This is a genomic window from Siminovitchia sediminis (assembly GCF_042680885.1).
Taxonomy (GTDB): Bacteria; Bacillota; Bacilli; order Bacillales; family Bacillaceae_C; genus Siminovitchia; species Siminovitchia sediminis.
Window position 1 is genome coordinate 26,568 of record NZ_JBHUEO010000005.1, and the last position, 22,340, is coordinate 48,907.

The 22,340-nt window shown below is 41.3% G+C and carries 20 protein-coding genes, 1 tRNA gene and 1 pseudogene; 17 read left to right on the plus strand and 5 right to left on the minus strand.

The window, feature by feature from the left end:
• Positions 1-5 precede the first annotated feature (5 nt).
• The 5 genes from spoVAC to ACFSCZ_RS02715 all read left to right on the plus strand — a co-directional run bounded on the left by spoVAC (position 6) and on the right by ACFSCZ_RS02715 (position 3,543).
• A complete protein-coding gene (gene spoVAC / locus ACFSCZ_RS02695) occupies positions 6-482 on the plus strand; it encodes a stage V sporulation protein AC (protein ID WP_380772206.1) in 477 nt (158 codons plus the stop codon).
• Entirely contained in the window at positions 482-1,498 is a 1,017-nt protein-coding gene (gene spoVAD / locus ACFSCZ_RS02700; protein ID WP_380772207.1) for a stage V sporulation protein AD, read from the plus strand. The genes spoVAC and spoVAD overlap by 1 nt, the downstream gene beginning before the upstream one ends.
• Positions 1,499-1,511: 13 nt before the next feature.
• Positions 1,512-1,868: a stage V sporulation protein AE gene (gene spoVAE / locus ACFSCZ_RS02705; protein WP_380772208.1), complete on the plus strand. Its 357-nt coding sequence runs from the start codon at positions 1,512-1,514 to the stop codon at positions 1,866-1,868.
• A gap of 80 nt (positions 1,869-1,948) precedes the next feature.
• Complete coding sequence (gene spoVIF, locus ACFSCZ_RS02710; protein ID WP_380772486.1) at positions 1,949-2,206, plus strand: sporulation-specific transcription regulator SpoVIF; 258 nt, start codon at positions 1,949-1,951, stop codon at positions 2,204-2,206.
• Positions 2,207-2,634: 428 nt separating this feature from the next.
• Positions 2,635-3,543, plus strand: coding sequence for an MBL fold metallo-hydrolase (locus ACFSCZ_RS02715; protein WP_380772209.1), 909 nt, complete (start codon positions 2,635-2,637; stop codon positions 3,541-3,543).
• 24 nt (positions 3,544-3,567) lie between these two features.
• Here ACFSCZ_RS02715 and ACFSCZ_RS02720 read toward each other — a convergent pair whose 3' ends face one another.
• From ACFSCZ_RS02720 to ACFSCZ_RS02730, 3 genes are all read right to left on the minus strand, one after another.
• A complete protein-coding gene (locus tag ACFSCZ_RS02720; protein ID WP_380772210.1) occupies positions 3,568-3,996 on the minus strand; it encodes a GNAT family N-acetyltransferase in 429 nt (142 codons plus the stop codon).
• Positions 3,997-4,512: a YjcG family protein gene (locus ACFSCZ_RS02725; protein WP_380772211.1), complete on the minus strand. Its 516-nt coding sequence runs from the start codon at positions 4,510-4,512 to the stop codon at positions 3,997-3,999.
• A gap of 99 nt (positions 4,513-4,611) precedes the next feature.
• Entirely contained in the window at positions 4,612-5,337 is a 726-nt protein-coding gene (locus tag ACFSCZ_RS02730; protein WP_380772212.1) for an alpha/beta hydrolase, read from the minus strand.
• 205 nt (positions 5,338-5,542) lie between these two features.
• Between ACFSCZ_RS02730 and ACFSCZ_RS02735 the strand changes: the two genes are divergently transcribed.
• The 4 genes from ACFSCZ_RS02735 to ACFSCZ_RS02750 all read left to right on the plus strand — a co-directional run bounded on the left by ACFSCZ_RS02735 (position 5,543) and on the right by ACFSCZ_RS02750 (position 9,297).
• Positions 5,543-6,553 carry a TAXI family TRAP transporter solute-binding subunit gene (locus ACFSCZ_RS02735; protein ID WP_380772213.1) on the plus strand — a complete coding sequence of 337 codons (1,011 nt, stop codon included), beginning with the start codon at positions 5,543-5,545 and terminating at the stop codon, positions 6,551-6,553.
• Between the two features lie 81 nt (positions 6,554-6,634).
• Positions 6,635-7,156, plus strand: a complete 522-nt coding sequence (locus tag ACFSCZ_RS02740; RefSeq protein ID WP_380772214.1) for a DUF1850 domain-containing protein — start codon at positions 6,635-6,637, stop codon at positions 7,154-7,156.
• Positions 7,146-9,104, plus strand: a complete 1,959-nt coding sequence (locus ACFSCZ_RS02745; protein ID WP_380772215.1) for a TRAP transporter permease — start codon at positions 7,146-7,148, stop codon at positions 9,102-9,104. Before ACFSCZ_RS02740 ends, ACFSCZ_RS02745 begins: the two co-directional genes overlap by 11 nt.
• 120 nt (positions 9,105-9,224) lie before the next feature.
• A tRNA-Val gene (locus ACFSCZ_RS02750) sits at positions 9,225-9,297 on the plus strand.
• Between the two features lie 1,152 nt (positions 9,298-10,449).
• Here the strand turns inward: ACFSCZ_RS02750 and ACFSCZ_RS02755 are convergent.
• Positions 10,450-11,289: a malate synthase gene (locus ACFSCZ_RS02755; protein ID WP_380772216.1), complete on the minus strand. Its 840-nt coding sequence runs from the start codon at positions 11,287-11,289 to the stop codon at positions 10,450-10,452.
• 743 nt (positions 11,290-12,032) lie between these two features.
• On the opposite strand from ACFSCZ_RS02755, the gene ACFSCZ_RS02760 reads away from it, so the two are divergent.
• From ACFSCZ_RS02760 to ACFSCZ_RS02775, 4 genes and pseudogenes are all read left to right on the plus strand, one after another.
• Positions 12,033-12,785, plus strand: a complete 753-nt coding sequence (locus tag ACFSCZ_RS02760) for a LysM peptidoglycan-binding domain-containing protein (protein WP_380772217.1) — start codon at positions 12,033-12,035, stop codon at positions 12,783-12,785.
• A gap of 393 nt (positions 12,786-13,178) precedes the next feature.
• Positions 13,179-14,084 carry an EamA family transporter gene (locus ACFSCZ_RS02765; RefSeq protein ID WP_380772218.1) on the plus strand — a complete coding sequence of 302 codons (906 nt, stop codon included), beginning with the start codon at positions 13,179-13,181 and terminating at the stop codon, positions 14,082-14,084.
• A gap of 261 nt (positions 14,085-14,345) precedes the next feature.
• Positions 14,346-15,074: an oxygen-insensitive NADPH nitroreductase gene (nfsA, locus tag ACFSCZ_RS02770; protein ID WP_380772219.1), complete on the plus strand. Its 729-nt coding sequence runs from the start codon at positions 14,346-14,348 to the stop codon at positions 15,072-15,074.
• 73 nt (positions 15,075-15,147) lie between these two features.
• Positions 15,148-15,285: pseudogene (locus ACFSCZ_RS02775) on the plus strand (group II intron reverse transcriptase/maturase); the annotation flags it as partial.
• A gap of 74 nt (positions 15,286-15,359) precedes the next feature.
• Here the strand turns inward: ACFSCZ_RS02775 and ACFSCZ_RS02780 are convergent.
• Entirely contained in the window at positions 15,360-16,340 is a 981-nt protein-coding gene (locus ACFSCZ_RS02780; protein WP_380772220.1) for a 2-hydroxyacid dehydrogenase, read from the minus strand.
• A 236-nt stretch (positions 16,341-16,576) separates the two neighbouring features.
• Here ACFSCZ_RS02780 and ACFSCZ_RS02785 point away from each other — a divergent pair, with 236 nt between their 5' ends.
• The 4 genes from ACFSCZ_RS02785 (at position 16,577) to ACFSCZ_RS02800 (ending at position 22,247) form a co-directional block, all read left to right on the plus strand.
• Positions 16,577-17,875: a protoglobin domain-containing protein gene (locus ACFSCZ_RS02785; protein ID WP_380772221.1), complete on the plus strand. Its 1,299-nt coding sequence runs from the start codon at positions 16,577-16,579 to the stop codon at positions 17,873-17,875.
• Between the two features lie 116 nt (positions 17,876-17,991).
• On the plus strand, positions 17,992-19,599 hold the full coding sequence (locus ACFSCZ_RS02790; protein WP_380772222.1) for a methyl-accepting chemotaxis protein: 1,608 nt from the start codon (positions 17,992-17,994) through the stop codon (positions 19,597-19,599).
• A gap of 406 nt (positions 19,600-20,005) precedes the next feature.
• Positions 20,006-21,613, plus strand: a complete 1,608-nt coding sequence (locus tag ACFSCZ_RS02795; protein WP_380772223.1) for a methyl-accepting chemotaxis protein — start codon at positions 20,006-20,008, stop codon at positions 21,611-21,613.
• A gap of 193 nt (positions 21,614-21,806) precedes the next feature.
• Positions 21,807-22,247, plus strand: a complete 441-nt coding sequence (locus tag ACFSCZ_RS02800) for a chemotaxis protein CheW (RefSeq protein WP_380772224.1) — start codon at positions 21,807-21,809, stop codon at positions 22,245-22,247.
• The last annotated feature ends 93 nt before the right edge of the window (positions 22,248-22,340 follow it).

Genomic DNA, 22,340 nt, shown 5'->3' on the forward strand with positions numbered 1-22,340 from the left:
GTATGATGTCCAGCAAAAATAAAACGAAAACACCAGAGCAGATTCAATATGGCCAGCTTCAGAAAAAATATGAAACAAAACGCCCTGTATTAAAAAATTGTCTACGAGCTTTTTGGATAGGCGGAACCATTTGTTTAATTGGGCAGGCGGTCACATATTTTTACATTTACTTTTTCGACTTTACAGAGCAGACAGCAAGCAATCCGACAGTTGCGACAATGGTATTTTTTGCTATGCTGCTGACCGGGTTCGGGATATATGATCATTTGGCTCAATATGCAGGAGCAGGAAGCGCCGTACCCGTAACAGGATTTGGGAATGCAGTGATTTCCTCTGCCATTGAACACCGAAGCGAGGGCTTTGTGTTAGGGGTGGGGGGCAATATATTTAAGCTGGCAGGTTCAGTGATTGTATTCGGAGTATTCTCAGCGTTTATTATTGCGTTAATTAAAACCATTTTGGTGGAATGGGGAGGGTTATGATGCTGGTTGGAAGCCAAACATGGGTTTTTAACGATAAGCCGGCGATTCTGTCAACAGGGGTAATTGGCGGACCTTTTGAGAAACAAAGCAGGATCGCCAATGCCTTCGATAAATTCTATGATGATTTATGGATGGGAAAGGATTCATACGAAAAAGCACAAACTGTACTGTTAGAGGATGCCGTTGACACTGCCTTAAGAAAAAAAGCACTAAAGGAAGAAGAGATCCAGTTCTTTTTGGCAGGTGATTTAATCAATCAAATTACACCAACGAACTTTGCTGCCAGAACAAATCAAATTCCACTTTTAGGATTGTTCAGTGCATGTGCCATTTCAACACAAGGACTTGCGCTGGCAGCCATGATTCTTAATAGCAGGGGAGCCGAGTACATACTGACTGGCGCTTCCAGCCATAATGCTTCTGCAGAGCGGCAATTCCGCTATCCGACTGAATATGGCGGCCAAAAACCTCCGACTGCCCAGTGGACAGTTACAGGAGCAGGCGTCGCATTGGTTGGTTCAGGAAACCTTGTTGATACACCTCATCCCAGAATTACATCTGCTACGATTGGAAAGGTGATTGACATGGGATTGACTGATCCCTTCAATATGGGGGGAGCAATGGCACCTGCTGCTGTTGATACCATTCAGCGGCATTTAGTTGACCTTGGTGTGGATCCATCCCATTACGATTTAATTGTGACCGGAGATTTGGCTGAAGTAGGAAGGAAGGCAGCATTAGCTCTTTTTGATCAAAAAGGCATTGCTATTCAAGATCAACAGTTTCAGGATTGCGGGCTCATGGTTTACGCAAAGGATCAGGAGGTTTTTGCAGGAGGGAGCGGACCGGGCTGTTCTGCGGTCGTCATGTACGGGCACTTGCTGAATGAAATGAAAGCAGGAAAATATAAGCGGATATTGGTTGCTGCTACCGGATCGCTGCTTTCACCCCTGTCAGTACAGCAAAAAGAATCCATACCTTGTATAGCTCATGCTGTTGCAATCGAATATAGTTAAAAGGAGGAATTGTATGCTGGCCATGTTTTTTTGGGCGTTTGTCATTGGCGGCGTCATTTGTGTAATTGGACAGTTGATGTTTGATGTGTTTAAACTTACTCCGGCCCATACATTAAGCACGATGGTTGTAGCAGGGGCGATCCTGGCCGGATTTGGGCTTTATGAACCATTGATTGACTTTGCCGGGGCAGGAGCGACCATTCCAATTACCAGCTTTGGTAATTCCCTCGTGGATGGTGCGATGAGAGAGGCTGAAAAGCATGGGCTGATCGGAGTCATTACAGGAATGTTTGAAGTGACCTCCTCCGGGATTTCGGCCGCGATAGTTTTTGGCTTTCTCGGGGCATTACTGTTTAAACCTAAAGGGTAACAGATATGATCTATTTTTAACTCACCAAAAATAGCTTCCTTCATAATATATAAAAGATGAAAAGGAGGCTATTTTAAGTGATGGATAACCAATTTTTTAAGAATATTGAAAGTAAAACCGGTGTAAATATGGACGAAGTACTTAAACTTGCGAATTCTCTGCAAAACGCAAACTTTAAAGATGAAAAGACAGTCCGCCAAATCATTCGGAAAGTAGCCAAAATTGCTAACCGGCCTGTCTCCAGAGAAATGGAAAATAAAATGGTGCAAACGATTATCAAAGATGGCAGCAAGCTGGATATGAACACCATCGCTGAAATGATGAACAAAAAACCATAGAGCGGCCCATGAACAGGCCGATATTGCCGGGAAAAACCGGGAGAAAAGGTGTACGGACACTTTTCTCCCGGTTTTTTAAAAAATGTAAAAATTAAGGTTTAAAGTCCAGTTTTTGGGGTAAACAATAACGATTAATAAAGAAAGGAGTGTATAGTAGAGTGGGGTATATTGCACCCATAAGAATTGTTCAATATATGGAATATCAAAAAAGAATACAGGAAAGCTCTAAAGTTCATGATCCCATGCCGGTGCATTTTACACCCCGGATCTCACTCAGCCCTCATACGAGGTTGGGGAAACAGGAATGGGGAATTCCGAAGTCTTATCCATATGAAAGCAGAAATACTGGGGGGAAAAGACTACCCCATTATACAGGCAAAGGACAGTATATAAACGAATACATTTAGTCAATCGGAGGAATGGGAGAATTGGAATTTAAGGAAATATCAGAAAAATGCTTTTATTTCAGCAGCCCGGTCAATATCGGCTATGTGTATCAAGGGGGTGAGGGATTGCTGATTGATACCGGCATTGACAGAGGAACGTCCAGGAAAATAGTTAAGCTATTAAAGGAAAAGAACTATCCAATCAACTACGCCATACTTACTCATGCCCATACCGATCACTATGGAGGTGCTGCCAGCCTGAAAAAAGATCATCAGGTCAAATTATATGCACCCCGTTTGGAAGCTGTAATCATGGAGAATCCCATACTGGAGCCGATTTATTTATGGAACGGAGCTATGCCTATTAGGAAATTAAGGAATAAGTTCCTGGAAGCAGCCCCTGTAACGTTGGACGGTGTCATCGAGGAAGGCAGGCAAATGATTGGTCCTTTTAATTTTGAGGCAGTCAGCCTGCCCGGACACAGCTACGGACAGTCGGGGATTCTAATAAACGGTATCCTGTATGCTGCAGACAGTTATTTTGGCAAAGAAGTGCTCGCGAAGCATAAAGTACCCTTTATTGTGGATGTCGATGCTGCAATCCGCTCCTTGAAAAAATTGAAGACTCTTTCTTTTGAAGGGGCCATCCCGGGGCACGGTGAATATGAAGCAGATATTGAAGAGACGGTAGAGGCAAATATCAACTGTCATTTGAACATCCGGGAATTTCTTCTTCACTGTATTGCTGATTCTAAAGAAGGTATTCCAATGGATGAATTACTGAAGAAGTTATTTAAACAATATGGGTTAGAGACAAGCGAAGTTGGCCAATGGCTCCTCTATCGCACTTCTTTTACCGCATACATATCCGATTTAATAGAGAACAATGCGATATCATTGGCAGTAAGGGAAAGTAAACTATGGCTTAGGAACAATCCCCTTAATGCATAGCAGATCATACCTTAAGGGGATTGTTTAGTCCAATTTTTTTGTCATTTTCCGGTGAGGGATACCTGCATCAAGAAATTCATCTGACACTACTTTATATCCGAGCTTTTCATAAAAAGGAATGGCGTATGTCTGAGCACTTAATACAAGTTCGTCTACTAAGGCTGTCTTGGCGTAATCCTCGATGGCCTGCATTACTTGGGCTCCAGCGCCTTTTCCCCGGTATTTGGGAAGGATGCAGATGCGTTCTACCTTCCCCTTCCCGTTCAGGATTCGAAATCTGCCTGCCCCTGCTGCCTTACCGGTTTCATCATACAGGACAAAATGGGCGGCATTGTCTTCGTGTTCGTCGATTTCAATGTCAAGCGGTACATGCTGTTCCTCGACGAACACTTTTTTCCTGATATAGAAGGCATCTTGAAGCTGTGATTCAGTTTCAGCCTGTATGACCTTCATTTACTGATGATCCTTTCCTAGACGGAATGTCTCATAGACAGTCCAAGATTGATTTTCCAACTGATAGACAAGGTGGATCCGGTCAACCATTTCTTCATGTTCTACTCCCAGCATTCTCAATTGCCCATACACGTCAGAATGTTCGTCATTTGACAGCTTTTGTCCAATAGTAATATGAGGGACGAAAGGATGGTCTGGTTTTTCCCCCGGTAAAGACTCATAAAGGTCATCATAAATTCCTTCCAGTTCAGGAGTCTTATCCGCTTTCAGATGAATCGTGTTATTAATGGGCTGGAACGAGCTCACTTTTCGGATATGCAAAGTAAACGGTTCATATTTTTTTGCAATGTCTTCTATTTTTTTAGTAATTTCTTTTACATTCATATCGGTTTCAAAAGCAGCTTTCAAGGTTACATGAGGAGGAATCAGCGCATAATTAGGGTCATATCTTTTCCGGTAGGAGTTCGCTAAATCCTGCAATGTTTTAGAAGGAAATATAACAATTCCGTATTTCATTTCAATCAAACCTCCCTATTTTAATCAATAATTCAATCTTTTTTATCTTTTAACTATAACATATTCCTACAATGATTTCCTATAGGACGTAAGAAAGAGTTAATTCCGGGGCAGCATCATGGACAAGGCTCTTTTGACATCGGGCTGCCAATATTTCCAGGAGTGCCCGCCGTCAAACTCTTCATAAAAAAATTCAAAACCTCTTTCCTGGAAAACCTTATGGAGCTTTCGGTTCGGTGTCAGAAAATCTTCCACTCTTTCTGGTGAAAACGTAATTTTATTTTCATCTTTTCCAATCACATGATACACATCCAGCAGTTGCGGATCCTGATGCGACCTGACAGCTGCCAGTACTTCATCATTTACAAATGGCGAGTGCATGATCACCTTGCCGAATGTGTGCGGATATTGAAGAGCGGCCATTAAGGACACTGTGCCTGCCAGACTGTCCCCCATCAGTGTCCGGGACTTCCCAATGCTGGACGTAGGGTATTTCTGTTCCAGCCATGGAAGCAGTTCATGTGCCAAAAATCGGATATATAACTGGTTCTTCTCACCTTCAGGATGATATTTTTCCCGGCGATCCTTTACGTTTTTATAAGGAATGCCAACAATAATGACGTTTTCAATCTCACCATTCTCAAGAAGTTCATCTGCAAAGCGTGACAGTCTTCCCATCTGAAAGTAATCTTTTCCATCTTGTACAATTAAAAGAGAATATTTGTATAAATCTGAATAGGATGCAGGCAAATAAACGAGAAGCTCCAACCGTTCATTCATCTCTTTACTGTAAAATTCAATTTCAGAAATTTTTCCTTGTGTCATTTTGTAAAAGCCTCCCTAACTTAATCTCAGTTCACATTTTACCATACGAAAATTTTTATGAAAAAGATGGGGTTTTTTATAATGGCTTCAGGGTATAAATAAAAGGAGTAAGCGAGCGGGCCGATAACTATAGTGAATGTTTGCCTGCATTGAAGCAATTATGCTAATATTTTTGCTAATAATACCAAAAAAGGGAGGAATTTACATGAAAGGTAAGAAATCTCTTTTATATGTCGTATGGGCGCTTGCACTTTTACTGCTTCTGGGAGCCTGTGGAGGTGGAGAAGGAGAAGAAAACGGTGGAGAACAATCGTCCGAGGGAGAAGGCAAAGATTATGGTGTTAAATTCCTTAGTATTGCTACCGGCGGAACCGGTGGAACTTATTATCCGTTAGGAGGAAACTTTGCCAACATGATCAAAGAGCAGACCGGAATTGAAACAAATGCGGTAACATCCGGTGCCTCCGCGGAAAATATGGCACTCCTCGATAAAGAAGAAGTGGAAATTGCTTTTACACAAACAGATATTGCTACATATGCAACAGAAGGAACAAGAATGTTTGATAAAAAGATAGAAAACATCAGCGGTTTGGGAACTTTATATCCTGAAACCATTCAAATTGTAACAACAAAGAAGTCTGGCATTGAATCGGTAGAGGATTTGAAAGGAAAAACAGTTTCGGTTGGTGCTGCAGGTTCGGGAACCCTTGCGAACGCAGAACAAATCCTGGAAGTTCACGGCATGACATTTGATGATATCAAAGCCAGAAACCTGTCTTTTGATGATTCCACAACGGGATTGCAAGATGGTACGATTGAGGCCGCTTTTATTACGGGAGGAACGCCTACCGGAGCAGTGGAAGGCCTTGCTGCGACAGAAGACGTCGTGATCGTACCAATCGCTGATGATAAAATTGCTGAATTAATTGAGAAATATCCTTATTATTCCAAAGATACAGTCAAGGAAGGAATGTACAATGTTAAAAGTGACGCAAATACAGTAGCCGTACAAGCCATGCTGGCAGTGAAATCTGATTTATCAGATGATCTTGTCTATGATATGGCAAAGGCGATTTATGATCATACGGATAAAATCGGTCATGCAAAGGGTAAGCAAATAAGCGCTGAACATGCCTTGGAAGGAATGGCCATTGACCTTCATCCCGGTGCAAAAAAATACTTTGATGAAAAGGGCATTTCTGCAGAGAATGAATGATGAACCACAGCGAAGAGAATAGACCGATTCATCTGATCGGTCTATTTTTTCTTTCTGGATATGAAATCTCGGGGGAATGAGATGAAACCCGTCCAATGGATCATATGTTCTGTATTGGCCATTATTTTATTAGGGGTGCTGTCCGCTATACCGATAACGGATGCAGTGACGATTGTATCCATAAAAGAAGAGAAGATGCTGGCTTATTTTCCTGTGGAAACCGAAGGAAGCCGGTTCGACATCGTTTATACACATTCTATTCACCTCACTGAGGTGAGAGACTCATATGTGATATTGAATGACGGAACTATACGGCAGACAGGACTGGAATTTGAAGATACCGGAGTAGGTATGCCGGCTAACGCAGAAGAAGGGGAGACATTCAAGCTGAAAGATGGAAAATATTATATTGATAACATGAAGCGGGATTTTTCTTGGATAGATCTCAGCACCGGACAAGTAAGAGCAAATCACCGTCTCGTTGTACGGGGCAAAGTCATACCGTTTTCAACTTTTGCTGAGCCGGGATCTCTCGTCAGGATCAAAAAGGAAAAGATATCTTTATGGAGACAATGGGAAGGAGTGAAGATTGTTGGCAGATAAGAATATCCATGAAACTTTATCAGAAGAAGAACAACAGAAAATATTAGAAAAATATGACCCGGAATCCGCAACAAGAAAGGTAAAAGGACCGCTGGGCTGGATAATCTTTATTGGGCTGCTGGCTTTTTCTGTTTTTCAGTTATATGCCTCGATTACGCAGGCTATACCGAGGCAAATTCTGCTATCGGTTCATTTGGGATTTGCTCTTTCTCTCATATTTCTGTTATTTCCAGCTAGAAGAAAGACGAGAAGAAAGGATACGGTTGCCTGGTATGATTTGATATTGGCACTCATATCTGTAGGAATTGGTGCCTATTGGCCGATCATGATAGATGATATTGTCAATCGGGTGGGTACGCTGACCACACTGGATTTAGCGGTAGGAACTCTTGGTGTGCTGTTGACATTGGAGGCAACGCGCAGGGCAGTGGGTCTCCCAATTACGATCATTGCAATTTTATTTCTGCTTTATGCTTACTATGGCCCCTCCATGCCGGGATTTCTTGCACATCGAGGATTGGAATTTGAAAGCTTAATCAATACGATGTTTTTTACTTCTGAAGGGATTTTGGGGACTCCCTTGTATGTATCGGCAACTTTTATCTTTCTCTTCTTGTTATTTGGAGCCTTTCTTGTCAAAACGGGCGTTGGTCAGTACTTTAATGATTTGGCACTTTCCATCGCTGGGAAAAGAGTCGGGGGACCGGCAAAAGTTGCCATTTTTTCAAGCGCCTTACAAGGGACGATCAGCGGAAGTTCTGTTGCTAACGTGGTTACCTCCGGTTCCTTTACGATCCCGATGATGAAAAGGCTTGGCTACCGCAAGGAATTTGCCGGTGCAGTGGAGGCTTCTGCTTCAACGGGCGGACAGATCATGCCGCCAGTGATGGGGGCAGCAGCCTTCTTGATGGTAGAATTCATTGGTATTCCTTATTGGGAAATAGCCAAAGCTGCAGCGATTCCGGCCCTCCTTTATTTTTCGGGCATCTGGATTATGACTCACTTTGAAGCGCGGCGAGTTGGATTAAGGGGATTGACAGATGACGAAATGCCTGACAGGAAGGAAGTATATCAGAAGATTTATTTGCTTCTGCCTATTTTACTGGTGATTGTCTTGTTGATGAGCGGGATCAGTGTTATGCGTGCGGCACTGTGGTCCATTGTCGGGACGATCGTGGTGAGTGCGATCAAAAAAGAGACAAGGCTTGGTTTGAAGGATATGATTGAGGGACTGGTAGATGGAGCAAGGACTGCCCTTGCGGTTGCTGCAGCAACTGCATCAGCGGGTATTATTGTCGGGGTTGTAACCAAAACAGGACTGGGTCTAAAACTGGCAAATGGGCTAGTCGGCCTGGCCAATGAACAGCTGTTGTTAACGCTGTTCTTTACGATGCTGACCTCGCTTGTCCTGGGGATGGGTTCACCGACCACTGCGAACTATGTTATTACCTCGACGATTGCAGCTCCGGCTATTATTCTATTAGGTGTTCCTGACTTATCAGCCCACATGTTCGTATTTTATTTTGGGATTGTGGCAGACATTACACCACCGGTCGCGTTGGCTGCCTTTGCCGCATCAGGCGTATCGGGAGGCGAACCGATCCGAACCGGGGTCAATGCTTCCAAACTGGCCATTGCCGCTTTTATTATTCCCTATATGTTCGTATTGTCCCCTGAATTACTGATGATCGATACAACAATTCCGTATCTTATTTGGATGGTATTTACAGCCTTTACAGGAATGATTGGCATCGGTGCTGGAATCATCGGTTTCTGGTTCAGAAAAATGGTTTGGTATGAGCGGATCATTTCTATCATTGCAGGCCTATTGCTGATGTATCCAGAGGGGATGTCGGACGTCATCGGACTAGTCTTGTTTTTGACCATGCTCGCTACCCAAATGATGACGAAAAATAAAGGTAAATATAAATTAGCAGAAAATGGATGAGAGGAGTGCTGCTTCTAGAGCAGCGCTCTTTCACTGTTCAAAACTATTTTCAAGAATAGCAGTTGACATTCCTTCATCACTGTTATATATTATTAATTGTCGACTTGCTAATACTAATTTGATTCCGTAGCTCAGCTGGGAGAGCGCCACCTTGACAGGGTGGAGGTCGCTGGTTCGAGACCAGTCGGAATCACTATACTTAAACGCTTGATCCATAAGGGATTGGGCGTTTTTTCTTTTTCATAGACTTAAAAGAATCCTATTTCTGCCGGCATTTTGACGGCGAACCGTTGATTCGCGTTGTTTTTAGAGTAGTTTTTATTATGCTTATTTTGCTGAAAAAAATTGGCCTGTAAACGAATTTCCTGTAAAAGCTTTCCAACCGGATGCATTGAAAACGGGTGGAGGACGATTGATTCGGCATAAATTGAAATATATAATCATACATGCTCTCCGGTATACATCAGCAACGCTTTAATTAATGAGGAGTGCATGCATGCGAAAGTTATTTCTGAACGATTGGGTCCTGCTGATATAAAAACGAAAATGAACATTTACGGTCATGCCTTAAAACTAGCCGATGAACTGGCGACACAATAATGAGATGATGCCCATGTTTCGGAACCAAGTAAAGGTATTGTATTGGACTCGATAATGGTAAAATAATTGGGAAAATAGACAAGTGCGTCCGCATGTTCATTTACCGGTATGTATACGCAAAGAGGCGCAAGATCATAGCAGTTTTCAAAGAGGTTTATTTGAATAATGGAAAATTACTCCGGCATAGTGAGGCAGGAATAATCGTACCCTTGCTAGATGAAATTTTAGAAGAAATAGAAATTCGGATTGGGGCGTACTTTTATTTTGACCGCAGAGTTTCCGAATGCTTTAAAAGGATACATCGGCATTTGCTTGGTTTACGTTGATTAAAATACATAGCCGGATGAACTCTGCTATTCATCAATCGAGAAAAGTTCCTGAATACTTTATTCGGATTTTTTTATTTTGAATATGGGGAAATATACTCTACCTCCAACAATGTTTTTGATGAAGACTGCACAAAATGACTCAGATTACCCAGAAACAATGGAAATAACTGATGCAGCAAGCATAAACATTCTTTCGAGATATATTTTACTGTATAGAACTTGTTTTTGGGAATCGAAAGGGTGGAGGCCCCGGTTCGGGACCAGTCGGAATCGCTAAATGAAAAAGGCGCTGTTCCCTAAATAATAAGGGAATGGCGCTTTTGTAATATTCACCAATTACCTCTATTTTCATACAATCATTTATCCATAAATAAAAATGGAATCAGCTTCGGTAAGTCCGATAAGTCCTCTATTTGTTAGTGCTTTAAAGCTCCGTTTGCTTCTGGAATGGAATCCTTGTCAAGGGCATTCATTTGACAGAAATATTCCAGAAAATTTTCAGCCCTTTTGATTTGCTCCTCATCTGTTTTTAGCGCGATAATATCTATTAAGATTTGAGCAATACAAACATTATCAAAATAACGATATTTACCTGAATTCCATGTCGTTCGGTGAGGATAGTTCTTATTGATATAATAATTCCAGAAAAGCATTTTCTTTGCTTCTTGATCCGTAAGTTCGATTCTAAATTCTGCATGGGACGGAACCATTCCATCATTGGTAAGATTGCCGGAAAACGTTTCATTTACCATATATAAACCAAGAATCCGCCGTTTGGTTTCCGGTTGATCCGCCTCTCTTGCAGTCAGAAGACCTGCGCTGTTCGGACCCAAACGAGATGCTCTGTTTGGCTGGCCTTCATGTTTTCCGCTTTGAACCTTGCCCGTACTTACTTGCCAGCCGGAAAATACATGTTGTTGCTCTTCTTCGTCCAACCAGAAAACAATTTGTGAGCTTTCATGAATTTTATGGGTCTTCAGTTTTTTTCTGCGCTGCTGTTCAAGCGCCCGCCGCTCTTTTTCTTCTTCACGTTTCCTTTCAAGAGCTTCTTCTTCCATTTCCCTTTTCATCAGGATTTCCTTCAAAGAATTTGCAGTATTCCGGTCATTGAGGGTGATAAATCTCCCAAAAGCATCAGGATAAACAAATTTTTTGATCTCCTTATTAAAATCAATGGTGATAATAGAGTCATCATGATCCACAATATTTCCTTCACCAAAGACTTTGTGGGTGATTTTTTCATTAATTAAATTCACTCATCAACTCTCCTTATAAAAATACTTAGTATTTATTTTGACCTATTATTTTCTAATTAGTCTGCTTTCCATAAAGTCAATTGACCGATTAGAGCGAATACAATTTTTAAAATAAAAAAATCGCACTCAAATCCTGATTGAAAGAATTGCGTACGATGATCGGATGCTTTCTCAAAATTAATATAAGTTTAGTTTATCATACAATCTAAGATAATGCAAATTTCTATATTGACAATAAGGATTTGGGTGTCTTATAATATAAATTTTGATGTGAATTTAATCAGGGGATACGGATGACATGGCAGACCTGTTGCAGCATGTCTCAAGAAATTTTGAAGGCATACATACACAGAAATTAGACACATAGAATAGGACATTTTGATTTTATACTGACAATATTAAGTTCCTTGTAGTATATTGGCATTTCATCATTATTGAAGTAAGAAGCTTAAGTATTCCGTTCATGTAACTATGGACGGTATTTCCAGTTGAAAAAATATGAAGAGTTCAATCAGAGACTAAGAACAACGGTCCCAATGTTTCGAAAAAGAACCACTGAATCATTTATTTGCCAATGGATATATATAATTGAATTCCGGAAGAGAAACTTCCGGAATTTTTTGTGCCTGAACCCGCATGTTGTGCGTCATGATACTCGCTAGTTTGCGAGTTTTAAAGGTTTTATGCCCTTACGAATGATATATAGAATGCATTTCATATAAAAAGGAGGTGCTATACAGTTAATGGAACTTGTCTTTAGCGGGTATAGAATTTCTCAGTCCTACGGCTGGAAGCCGTTTGGAAGCGGATTACAGTTTCATCAAGGTATCGACTTGGTCAAATCTCATAAATCTCCTGTTCACGCATTTACAGAAGGTACGGTTTTATATGCGGGAATGGGTAAAACCGGTACAGGTTTAGGTAACTATGGAAACGTTGTATTTGTGAAGGATAAAAACGGGAGAGGACAACTATACGCTCACCTCGATAGTGTGGCAGTGAAGGCCGGTGCTTCAATTAAAAAAGGACAGGTCATCGGGTATCAGGGGATGACAGGACAAGTGACCGGTTCCCACTTGCATTATGAAGTTCGGAAAAAAACAGCCCCTTCCTACGGGTGGGAGTCTGATCAGGTGCACAGCACCCTCGAACCGACTGCTTATCTTCAAAATTTCTATCCGCAGCCGGCTCCAGCAACATTCACGAAGTATATCGTAAAAGCAGGGGACACGCTGTCTCAAATTGCTAATCATTATCATACCACCGTAAATATCCTTAAAGCTGAAAATAACATCAGTAATGAAAACCTCATCAGGGTCGGTCAAGTATTGAGAATTCCCAATGCAGGCAACCCGGTCTACTACACAGTTAAATCCGGAGATAACTTAACCGAAATTGCCAAAAATTACTATACCACCGTAAATAAACTAGTAAGCATGAACGATATCAAGAATATCAACTTGCTTCAGGTTGGACAGAAATTGCGAGTTAAATAATATTTGTCGTTTAGCCCATCTTTTTGTAGGTGGGCTAAACGACCGAAGTCAGTATGTAAACATATTGGCAACAAAAATGAGCCCAAAATTTTCTCAATTCCTGCCTGGATTTTTTGCAGAACTTTATAGGTCCTATTTTTTAACAGATACAGAATCCTTAAACATGCCTTGGTCCTTGATTTAATTGCCTTAATGGAATATATTTATACAGTATTCATACATAGACGCTTTTTGGAAATGGGCAGATGATTTTGGCTGCTTTGACATCGCTCCGAATTACTGTAATAAAGAAGAAGCGTTTAATCTCATAAAGGTTAAACGCTTCTTTTATTCGTTTACTCTGCTGCGAATCTACCAGGAAAATATTTTAACAGACAAGAAGGCGAAGACATCATGTGGTTTATTTTTTCTTTATTGACAGCTTTATCTTGGGGGGCTGCGAATCTTTTTTATAAAAAAGGTTCAGACAGTAATGACAGGTACAGTCATTTGAAAATTGTTACAATGGTTGGGCTTGTTATGGGGATTCATGCCATTTTATATATGGCGGTGAAGGGAATCAGTTTTGATCCGTTTGATATGATCCGGTACTTCCCAGTGTCTTTTATGTATATTTTATCCATGACGATTGGATATATTGGCTTGCGATATATAGAGTTATCGATCGCTGCCCCTGTCCAAAATTCTTCCGGGGCAGTCAGTGCCGTTTTACTTTTTATTTTTTTTCCGCGTGAACTGAGTATGGTTGAAATTTCTGGCGTTGTCATCGTGACGGCGGGGGTTATCGGTTTGGCGGTTTTGGAAAAGCAGGCGGAAACAGCCGCTTGGCAAGCGGGGAATGTCGGGGTTGACAAGAAATATCAAATAGGTGTACTGGCCATCATCTTTCCGATTCTTTACAGCTTAATAGATGGAATCGGAACATTCCTGGATGGGATTTATTTGGATGAACTGACGCTGATCAGCGAGGATTCCGCTCTTTTGGCCTATGAATTTACATTTTTCATTGTAGCGATTATTTCTTATTTATATGTGACAGTAGTAAAGAAACAGAAGTTTTATATTTTCAGAGAACGTGATAAAGGGACCGCAGCCATTTTGGAAACGGTCGGTCAGTTTTTCTATGTGTTTGCCATGGCAGGCAATGCTATGATTGCTGCTCCGCTGATTGCTGCCCATGGAATTTTCTCAGTTATACTATCGCGGATTTTTCTAAAAGAGATCATGACCTCCAGACAATACATGATGATTGCTGTGGTCATGGTGGGGATCATTTTGCTGGGATTTGCCGAAGGATAATGATCAATAAAAAAAACTGAACGACAATCAGTCCCGCCTTAAAAGAGAAACTGCTGTTTAAACAAAGAATTCTTTCAGGAATCCGTGCTTTATGGCAAAACACTTGATTGATGAAAAAAAGTTATCCATGTACTCTATTGATCAGTAAAAAGCTATACACACATGAGGCCTGACGGGCCTCTATTTTTATGCCATTCGTTACGAAAAATTCAAATTTTGTTATGATGGATAAGACAACAAGAAAAGAAAGGAAGAGATATTATGCTTGATTTATTAGCCTCGCATGCATCTGTGCGAAAATACAAGGATGAACCGATTTCTGATGACACATTTCATGAACTGCTACAAGCAGCACAACATGCCGCCAGTTCCAACTTTGTACAGGCCTATTCTGTGGTAAGGGTAAAGGATCCCGGCAAGCGGGACCAGCTTGCGGAGCTTTCAAAAAACCGCAAACAATATGAATCAGCTGCTCTGCCGCTAGTGTTCTGTGCCGATTTTAAAAGACTCGAGCGGGCAGCGGCCCTTCACGGAAAGGAAATCATAGGTGATACAGCCGAAGCCTTTTTGGTTGCTGTGATTGATACTGCTTTATTTGCACAAAACTTTGTAGTTGCTGCAGAATCAAAAGGTTATGGGATTTGTTATATCGGCGGTGTCCGAAACAATCCTCAGGAGATCAGCGACCTGCTGGGGTTGCCGGACCATGTTGTTCCACTATTTGGATTGACCGTTGGAGTTCCGGATGAAAGAAATGAAGTAAAGCCGCGGCTGCCGGCCGAAGCCATTTTGCATGAAGATACATATGATGACAGCCGCTATGATGAGATTTTGAAAGACTATGATCAAGTCATGAAAGATTATTATCAGCAGCGCTCCAGTAATCGTAAAAACATTGGCTGGACGGATGGAATGGCTGCCTTTATGTCCCAGACCAGGAGAGAATATATGTTGGAATTTTTGCAGTCTAAAGGCTTTTTGAAAAAATAACGCCAATACTAAAGGTGAATCCGAATATTTATGCCAATTCAGAAGGAAAAGCAAGTTGAATATAGCTTTTTAATGGGGAAATAGCCGAAAGGGATATTGGCGTATCTCGAATAGTCCAATATTACACAAAACCCTTGATAACTCTTATTGGAGTAATCAAGGGCTCAAAAATCTACAAACTCGTTATGAAATCTTGCGTCAGCTATCTTAATTGAACCGCCGTAAATGGAACCGTTCGTACGGTGGTGTGAGAGGTCGGGAGTTGATCACTCCCTCCTACTCAATTCATTGCTTTTCCAAAACGGCAGGATTAATTAAAGTAGGAGGAATATCTCCATTCAATCCGGCATCCAGGTTTTTCGCGGCCAGCTGGGACATTTTCAGCTCGGTTTCGTGAGTGGAGGAGCCGATATGCGGTAATGTAACAACATTTTTCATATCCAATAACGGATGGTCATGCTGTACGGGTTCCTGCCGGAAAACGTCGAGTCCTGCAGCAGCAATTTCATTATTTTGAAGGGCTTCAACTAATTCATCTTCGACAACGGTTCCACCTCTGGAACCATTGATGAAAATGGCTGATTTCTTCATAAGGCCAAACTCTCTTTTTCCGATTAAATCCATTGTTTCGCCGGTTAAAGGAGTAATAAGCAGAACGAAATCAGATTCCATCAATAATTCATCCAGACCGCGGTAAGCTGCATTGAACTTTTCTTCTGCTTCCGGTTTTCTTGTCCGGCTGTGGTAAAGAATATTCATATCAAATCCAAGATGGGCACGTTTAGCAATGGCTTGGCCAATTCTTCCCATTCCAATAATCCCCAGTGTTTTATGGTGAACATCCACTCCATAGTGTTCCGGCTCTAAATCTGCCTTCCATTCTCTGGATTTGACATAATGGTCCAGTTCCGGAATCCTCCTTGCCGTTGCAATCAGAAGGCCAAATATGGCATCGGCTACTGTGTCCGTTAAGACTCCAGGCGTGTTCGTTGCCATAACGCCCCGCTTGGTCATTTCTTCTATATCCAAATTGTTATACCCAACCGACACGTTGCTGACAATTTTTAACTGAGGTGCTTTATCCAGCAACTCTGCGTTTACGGGCAGCTCCAGTCCAATAATTCCTTCAGTTTCTTTCAGCCGTTCTAAAAAAGCTTCATCAGTATGCGGGTTGATCCCTTTAAAAAACTGGACATCATACTTTTTTTTCAATTCTTCAAGTACAGGCTTCTCAACACGGTTGTATGCAATGATTTTCTTTTTCAAATTAACTGACCCCTTTCCCCAGTCATATGTTTTTCTCTTTCTTCATTGTACACGAAGTTTTTATTTGATCCAGTCAAGCATTTTCGCAAGGCCAGTGCTTTACGTCTGTGCTCTTTTGCTATGAAGGAGGATTTATCCTAAAGTTCCATTGAAAGATGCCGATAAACAATAAGTATGGTGATATATGAAAAAAGGCTCAAAAACCGTGTTTGATCTTTAATAAGGGAGGAAATGCCATGGCTCTTTTTAAACTGGGGAAGTCCCGCGAGGAACCAATCACTGAAGCAGACTTCTATCCAAAAAATATTGGTATTCATACGAATGATTCTTCGATTATAGACAAAATGAACATGATTGAACTGACGGAAAAAGATATGAAGACCTTAAAAAAACTACAACCGATCATTAAAGAACATATAGAAGAAATTGTGGAAGAATTTTACCGGGTTGTTATGGAGGTTGAACACTTACAGGCGATTATTCATCAGCACAGTACTGTAGACAGACTTCGTCAAACGTTGACCGTCCATATTATCGAGATGTTTAACGGGGTGATTGATGAATCGTTTATTGAAAAGCGGCTGAAGATCGCCAAAGTCCATTATGTCATCGGACTTGAACCATCATGGTATATGGGTGCTTTCCAAAATATTAACGACATGATATCTACCCTGATCTTTAAGGATATAAAGGATCGGAGAAAACTGCAGGCCGCACTTTCTGCAGTCAATAAAATGCTGAGCTTTGAACAACAGATAGTACTAGAAGCTTATGACAGAGAAAATATGAAAAAATTAAACTCTCAGTTTGAAGAGGGAAAAGTCTACCTCAAAAATAAAATGAATGCTGTCAGCGAGGGGCTGGTCAGTCTTGCAGAACAGACACAGGCTTCTGTTGTAACGCTCAGCAGTAACATAAGAGAAGTTAATGAAACAACGACGGAAAGCAATGAACAAGCCATGATTGCAAAAAATTACGCGGATGAAGGCCAAGCCAAACTGAGGGAATTATTGGACAAAATCAGTGTGATGGACAAGTATTCAAGGGATATGATTGACAGCATCCGCCTCCTTGGAGAATCTACTGATCAAATTTCAAGTGTCATCCATATTGTGCAGGATATTGCCGAGCAAACAAATATTCTGGCTTTAAATTCTGCCATTGAAGCAGCTAGAGCGGGTGAACACGGTCGAGGGTTTGCCGTTTTGTCTCAGGAAGTCCAAAATCTTGCGGAGCAAACGAAAAGCTCTATTTCGCAAATCCATGAGCTGATCTCCAATTCCAATCAATATAAAGAACAAGTCATTAAGTCACTCAATTATGTTGAAGAAGCACTCATGTCCGGTATATCAACGTCTGAACATACCCAGGAGGCTTTTTCTAATATTGCTCAATCCATCCAGCAAAACAGCATGACGGTTATAAAGGTACAAGAGCAAATGGACAACTTAATCCAAGTTGTCAGTGAAATTGAACGTGCTGCTGCTTCAGTAACAACATCGGCTGAAGAATTAAATGAAGCGGCCATGGCCTAATCTTCTTTAATATCCCTGTGCAAAGAGGGAGTGTGCGCTTTTAATCATATGTAGTGAAGGGTTTTACAAAGTAAATGGCCGAGGATAATCAACGAACAGGAAAAGGGATGATATCTATGAAAAAATGGTTTCTTAACCTAAAAACTTCAGTGAAACTGTTATCCACATTTATCTTTATCGCGGCTATTATGGCTGGCGTCAGTGCTTTTGCCATCATCAATATGAACAAAATTAACACGATTGGTTCGGATATGTATACCCAGGCATTAGTTCCGATGGAAAATATGGCTTTGGCGAAGAACGACCTGCTCCAGTTAAAGGCTGCCTGGCGTGACATTGCTTTAACGGAATCCACGGCAGATACTCATGTAAAGATGGAAGAAGTAAAATTATTAAGGGATAATATTGAAGAGAACATCTCCATTTATGTAGATTCATATGTGAATGAAGATGAAGCGGCGAAACAGGAAGCACAGGAATTTTTCAATACATTTATGTCAGACTTTGACACATATAATACGGCCTATGACACTTCTGTACAGTCCGTCACATCGGACAGAACGAAATTTCAGCAGCTGGATGAAGAGCTGGATGGACTTCATAACCGCTTGACAGGGCATTTGGATGAAATCTGGGAAGTGGATATGGCCATATCTGAAGAGGAACATCAGCGATCCCAAGATCTTTTCTTCACGACTACTGTGATCATGGTAATCATAGTAACGTTAACCATTGCCATCTGTATCATGCTGGGAATGATGTTAACGAGAGCTGTTGCAAGACCACTCAGAAATATATCCACTGTCATGGAAAAAGTCGCGGATGGGGATTTGACTGTTTCAGCTGATATCGATACGAAAGACGAAGTGGGATTATTGGCGCAGTCGGTAAATACAATGGTCTCTAAATTGAGGCAGACCGTTCAGAATATATTAAGCGCAGCCGAAAACCTGTCAGCATCTTCTGAACAGGTGTCAGCGAGTATGGAGGAAATTACAAGCGCAAGTACCAATCAGGCCAATGCAGCTCAAACCATGAATGAGCTTTTTGGTGAATTATCCGAAGCCATTCGGTCGGTTGCCCAAAATACAGAGGAGGCTGCTGAACTGGCAAATCAAACGGTTCAAATTGCAGAAACCGGTGAAAAAGTAGTCCTTTCTTCGGTGGATGGAGCGAATGCTGTAAGTGAGCAAATTGCAAACTTGGAGAAGGATTCTAACAAAATAGGAGAAATTATTGAAGTCATTGACGATATCGCCGATCAGACAAATCTGCTTGCGTTGAATGCGGCAATTGAGGCAGCACGCGCCGGGGATCAGGGCAGAGGTTTTGCCGTTGTCGCCGATGAGGTTCGAAAACTGGCTGAAAGAAGCAGTGAGGCTACGAAGCAGATCACTGGTATCATCGAAGAGATGCAGAAAAATACGACGCTGAGTGTCAAATCGGTTGCGGAAGGACGTGCCTTTACAGAACAGTCCGGTGTAGCCTTTGAAAACATTATTAAAATGGTAAATGACACAGGAAACAAGGTAACAGAAATTGCGGGAGCCAGTGAACAGCAGGCTTCTCAATCTGAGGAAGTGCTGTCATTTATTGAAAATATTTCTGCTGCCACCGAAGAAGCGATGGCCAGCACCGAAGAAACTGCGACTGCTGCACAGTCGCTGGCAGACCTTGCGGAAGAACTGAATCAATCCGTTGCGGTATTTAGGGTGAACAAATAAAAAAAGCTACTCATGTATGGGAGGGAAAAGAAGATCCGATTTCTTTTCCCTTTCTTATTTTTAAAAAAAAAAACGAACATTAGTTAGCGAAAACAAACATTTTATCAGAAGGCTTGTGATAACCGGCGCCATACAATTGTAATAAATCCTTTTATTATCCATTAAACAAAGTACTTTCTTTACCGATAAACCGTTTGAATATTTAATATCTGATTAGTCTTAAGGTTGTTTCATCTGATTCTGGTAGAACTTCAAGAAAGAAAAGGAAACATCAAAGAGTCAGGTGTTTTGTACCTTCATGGAAAGGGGCTTTATGGATGAATCAATAATGGATGATTGAAACAAGGCATAGATGTTGGTGTATATCACGAGTGACGATAAACATATAAAGTGAGGAGAGTTGAACATGCGGTGGTACCTGAATAGAAAAACGTCTTTTAAACTGTTATCAGCTTTTATTCTTATTGCTGTCATTCTTATTGGAGTAAGTGTATTTGCCATGACGAGCATGAAGAAAATTTATGAAAATGTTTGGATGACCTATGAGAAAACATTAGTACCCATGGATCACCTGACCCAGGCCCAAATCGATCTTTATAAATTAGATACGATGTGGAAAGAATTTGTGTTATCTGAATCAAATACAGTGAATACTGAGCAGATCAATAGTATGAGAGAGGATATTGAAAAAAACGTTCAGATATATGTAGATGTTTATGATGATTTTGGAGAAGAGATCCAGCAGCAAGGGGCAGCATTTTTGGAGGAGTTTTCTTCTAGTTTCAATCAATATAACGAAACATACGACAGTGCTATTCAGGAAATTTCTTCAGATCGGACCCAATTTCAACAGCTGGATTCAAGGTTAAACACTTTGCATGAGGATGTTACCGGTCAAATTGAAGAGATTAAAGCTGTAGATATGGAAATCAATGCTGAATCTTACGCTGCTTCAGGAAATCTATATACTGCCTCAAACACTATCATGATTGTTATTTCTCTATTGACTCTTGTAATATGTATCGCCCTCGCGATTTTACTCACGAAGGCGATTGCCCGGCCGTTAAAGGATCTGTCCAGTTTAATGGAAAAAGTTGCGGACGGAAATTTAAGTGAAACTGCCGATATTCAAACAAAAGATGAAGTGGGAATGCTGGCACAAGCCGTTAATACGATGATCTTAAATTTAAGGGAAACGGTTCAAAACATTTTAAGTGCAGCTGAAAATTTGTCGGCTTCCTCTGAGCAGGTATCCGCCAGCATGGATGAAATCGCCAGTGCCAGCAGTAATCAGGCTGATGCCGCACAAACAATGAATGAATTATTTGGAGAGCTGTCCGAAGCTATTCAATCTGTTGCCCAAAATACAGAAAAAGCGGCGGAATTAGCAAATCAAACCATACGTGTCGCACAAGATGGTGAGAAGGTAGTAATGTCTTCCGTAGAAGGAACGAACCAAGTAAGCGGTCAGATGGCTGCCCTTGAACAGGATTCAAACAAAATTGGGGAAATTATTGAAGTCATTGATGATATTGCTGACCAGACAAATCTCTTGGCGCTTAATGCGGCAATTGAAGCTGCACGTGCGGGTGACCAGGGAAGAGGATTTGCTGTTGTGGCAGATGAGGTGCGCAAGCTTGCAGAAAGAAGCGGCGAAGCGACTAAACAGATTACAGCTATTATCCAACAAATGCAGGAAAATACGAAGCACAGTGTGCAGTCCGTTCAAGAAGGACTGAAATATATAGAACAGTCAGGCGAATCGTTTGAACATATTATTCAAATGGTAAATGAAACAGGCAATAAAGTAACAGAGATTGCGGGGGCCAGTGAAGAGCAGGCTGCCCAGTCGGAAGAAGTACTGTCATTTATTGAAAGTATTTCTGCTGCAACCGAGGAAGCAACGGCAAGCAGTGAAGAAACAGCATCTGCTGCACAATCGCTGGCTGATTTGGCGGAGAAACTCAATCAATCGGTGGCGGTATTTAAGTTGTCTGGTAATAAAGAGGTTTAGCTCTTTCAGGTTTTGCGGCCTTTTTCTGAATAGGAGCTTAAGACCATCTGCTAAATAAATGAAAACAAATGCCGATAAAAACAATGTCGGTGTTTGTTTTGTTCTATATATATTTAACCAGTCTTTCTGAAAAGATAAAGTGGTCTTTTTAGATAATGGATCCGTTTTTAAATAGTGAAAAGGAGGCTGCTTCATGAGCTCACAACATAAACAGTATGTTGTATTTGCCATTCATCAAAATCTGTATGCTGTATCTATTCTTGATGTTTCAGAAATCATTCGCATGCAAACGGTCAAGTGGATCCCTAACTCGCGCGAGGAATTTCTGGGTGTGATTCATTTAAGGGAGCAAGTCATTCCAATCATGAGTTTGCACCGGATTTTTTCTGAGCCCGATAAGACCATTGATTCAAAAACGAGGATGATTGTTTTGAAAGTCAATGGGCTTGATTTTGGCTTTGTGGTAGATGAGGTAAATCATGTCAAGTTCTTGTCAGATGAGCATATCAGCCCGGCACCGCACATGTCGCAAAGTGAGTGGATCCAGGGAGTCTATCACCGTGACGGCGAGACAATCGCATTGCTTAATTTGCAGACACTAACAGAGCATGTCGATCTACAGAAAGTCTTATAAACGGAAAAAAGTGAAGAAGACTTCTCAAATATAGGGCAGCGAATGTTTATGCAAGCTTCTATAACGGTTGTGAATGTGACTGATCCTTCTGTC

Bases quoted from the DNA above. Each gene is read 5' to 3' on its own strand.
- ACFSCZ_RS02730 (WP_380772212.1), bottom strand. From the start codon at position 5,337: ATGACACAAGGAAAAATTTCTGAAATTGAATTTTACAGTAAAGAGATG.
- spoVAC (WP_380772206.1), top strand. From the start codon at position 6: ATGTCCAGCAAAAATAAAACGAAAACACCAGAGCAGATTCAATATGGC.
- spoVAE (WP_380772208.1), top strand. From the start codon at position 1,512: ATGCTGGCCATGTTTTTTTGGGCGTTTGTCATTGGCGGCGTCATTTGT.
- ACFSCZ_RS02725 (WP_380772211.1), bottom strand. From the start codon at position 4,512: ATGAAATACGGAATTGTTATATTTCCTTCTAAAACATTGCAGGATTTA.
- ACFSCZ_RS02785 (WP_380772221.1), top strand. From the start codon at position 16,577: ATGGCTCTTTTTAAACTGGGGAAGTCCCGCGAGGAACCAATCACTGAA.
- ACFSCZ_RS02790 (WP_380772222.1), top strand. From the start codon at position 17,992: ATGAAAAAATGGTTTCTTAACCTAAAAACTTCAGTGAAACTGTTATCC.
- spoVAD (WP_380772207.1), top strand. From the start codon at position 482: ATGCTGGTTGGAAGCCAAACATGGGTTTTTAACGATAAGCCGGCGATT.
- spoVIF (WP_380772486.1), top strand. From the start codon at position 1,949: ATGGATAACCAATTTTTTAAGAATATTGAAAGTAAAACCGGTGTAAAT.
- nfsA (WP_380772219.1), top strand. From the start codon at position 14,346: ATGCTTGATTTATTAGCCTCGCATGCATCTGTGCGAAAATACAAGGAT.
- ACFSCZ_RS02795 (WP_380772223.1), top strand. From the start codon at position 20,006: ATGCGGTGGTACCTGAATAGAAAAACGTCTTTTAAACTGTTATCAGCT.
- ACFSCZ_RS02735 (WP_380772213.1), top strand. From the start codon at position 5,543: ATGAAAGGTAAGAAATCTCTTTTATATGTCGTATGGGCGCTTGCACTT.
- ACFSCZ_RS02720 (WP_380772210.1), bottom strand. From the start codon at position 3,996: ATGAAGGTCATACAGGCTGAAACTGAATCACAGCTTCAAGATGCCTTC.
- ACFSCZ_RS02765 (WP_380772218.1), top strand. From the start codon at position 13,179: ATGTGGTTTATTTTTTCTTTATTGACAGCTTTATCTTGGGGGGCTGCG.
- ACFSCZ_RS02760 (WP_380772217.1), top strand. From the start codon at position 12,033: ATGGAACTTGTCTTTAGCGGGTATAGAATTTCTCAGTCCTACGGCTGG.
- ACFSCZ_RS02800 (WP_380772224.1), top strand. From the start codon at position 21,807: ATGAGCTCACAACATAAACAGTATGTTGTATTTGCCATTCATCAAAAT.
- ACFSCZ_RS02740 (WP_380772214.1), top strand. From the start codon at position 6,635: ATGAAACCCGTCCAATGGATCATATGTTCTGTATTGGCCATTATTTTA.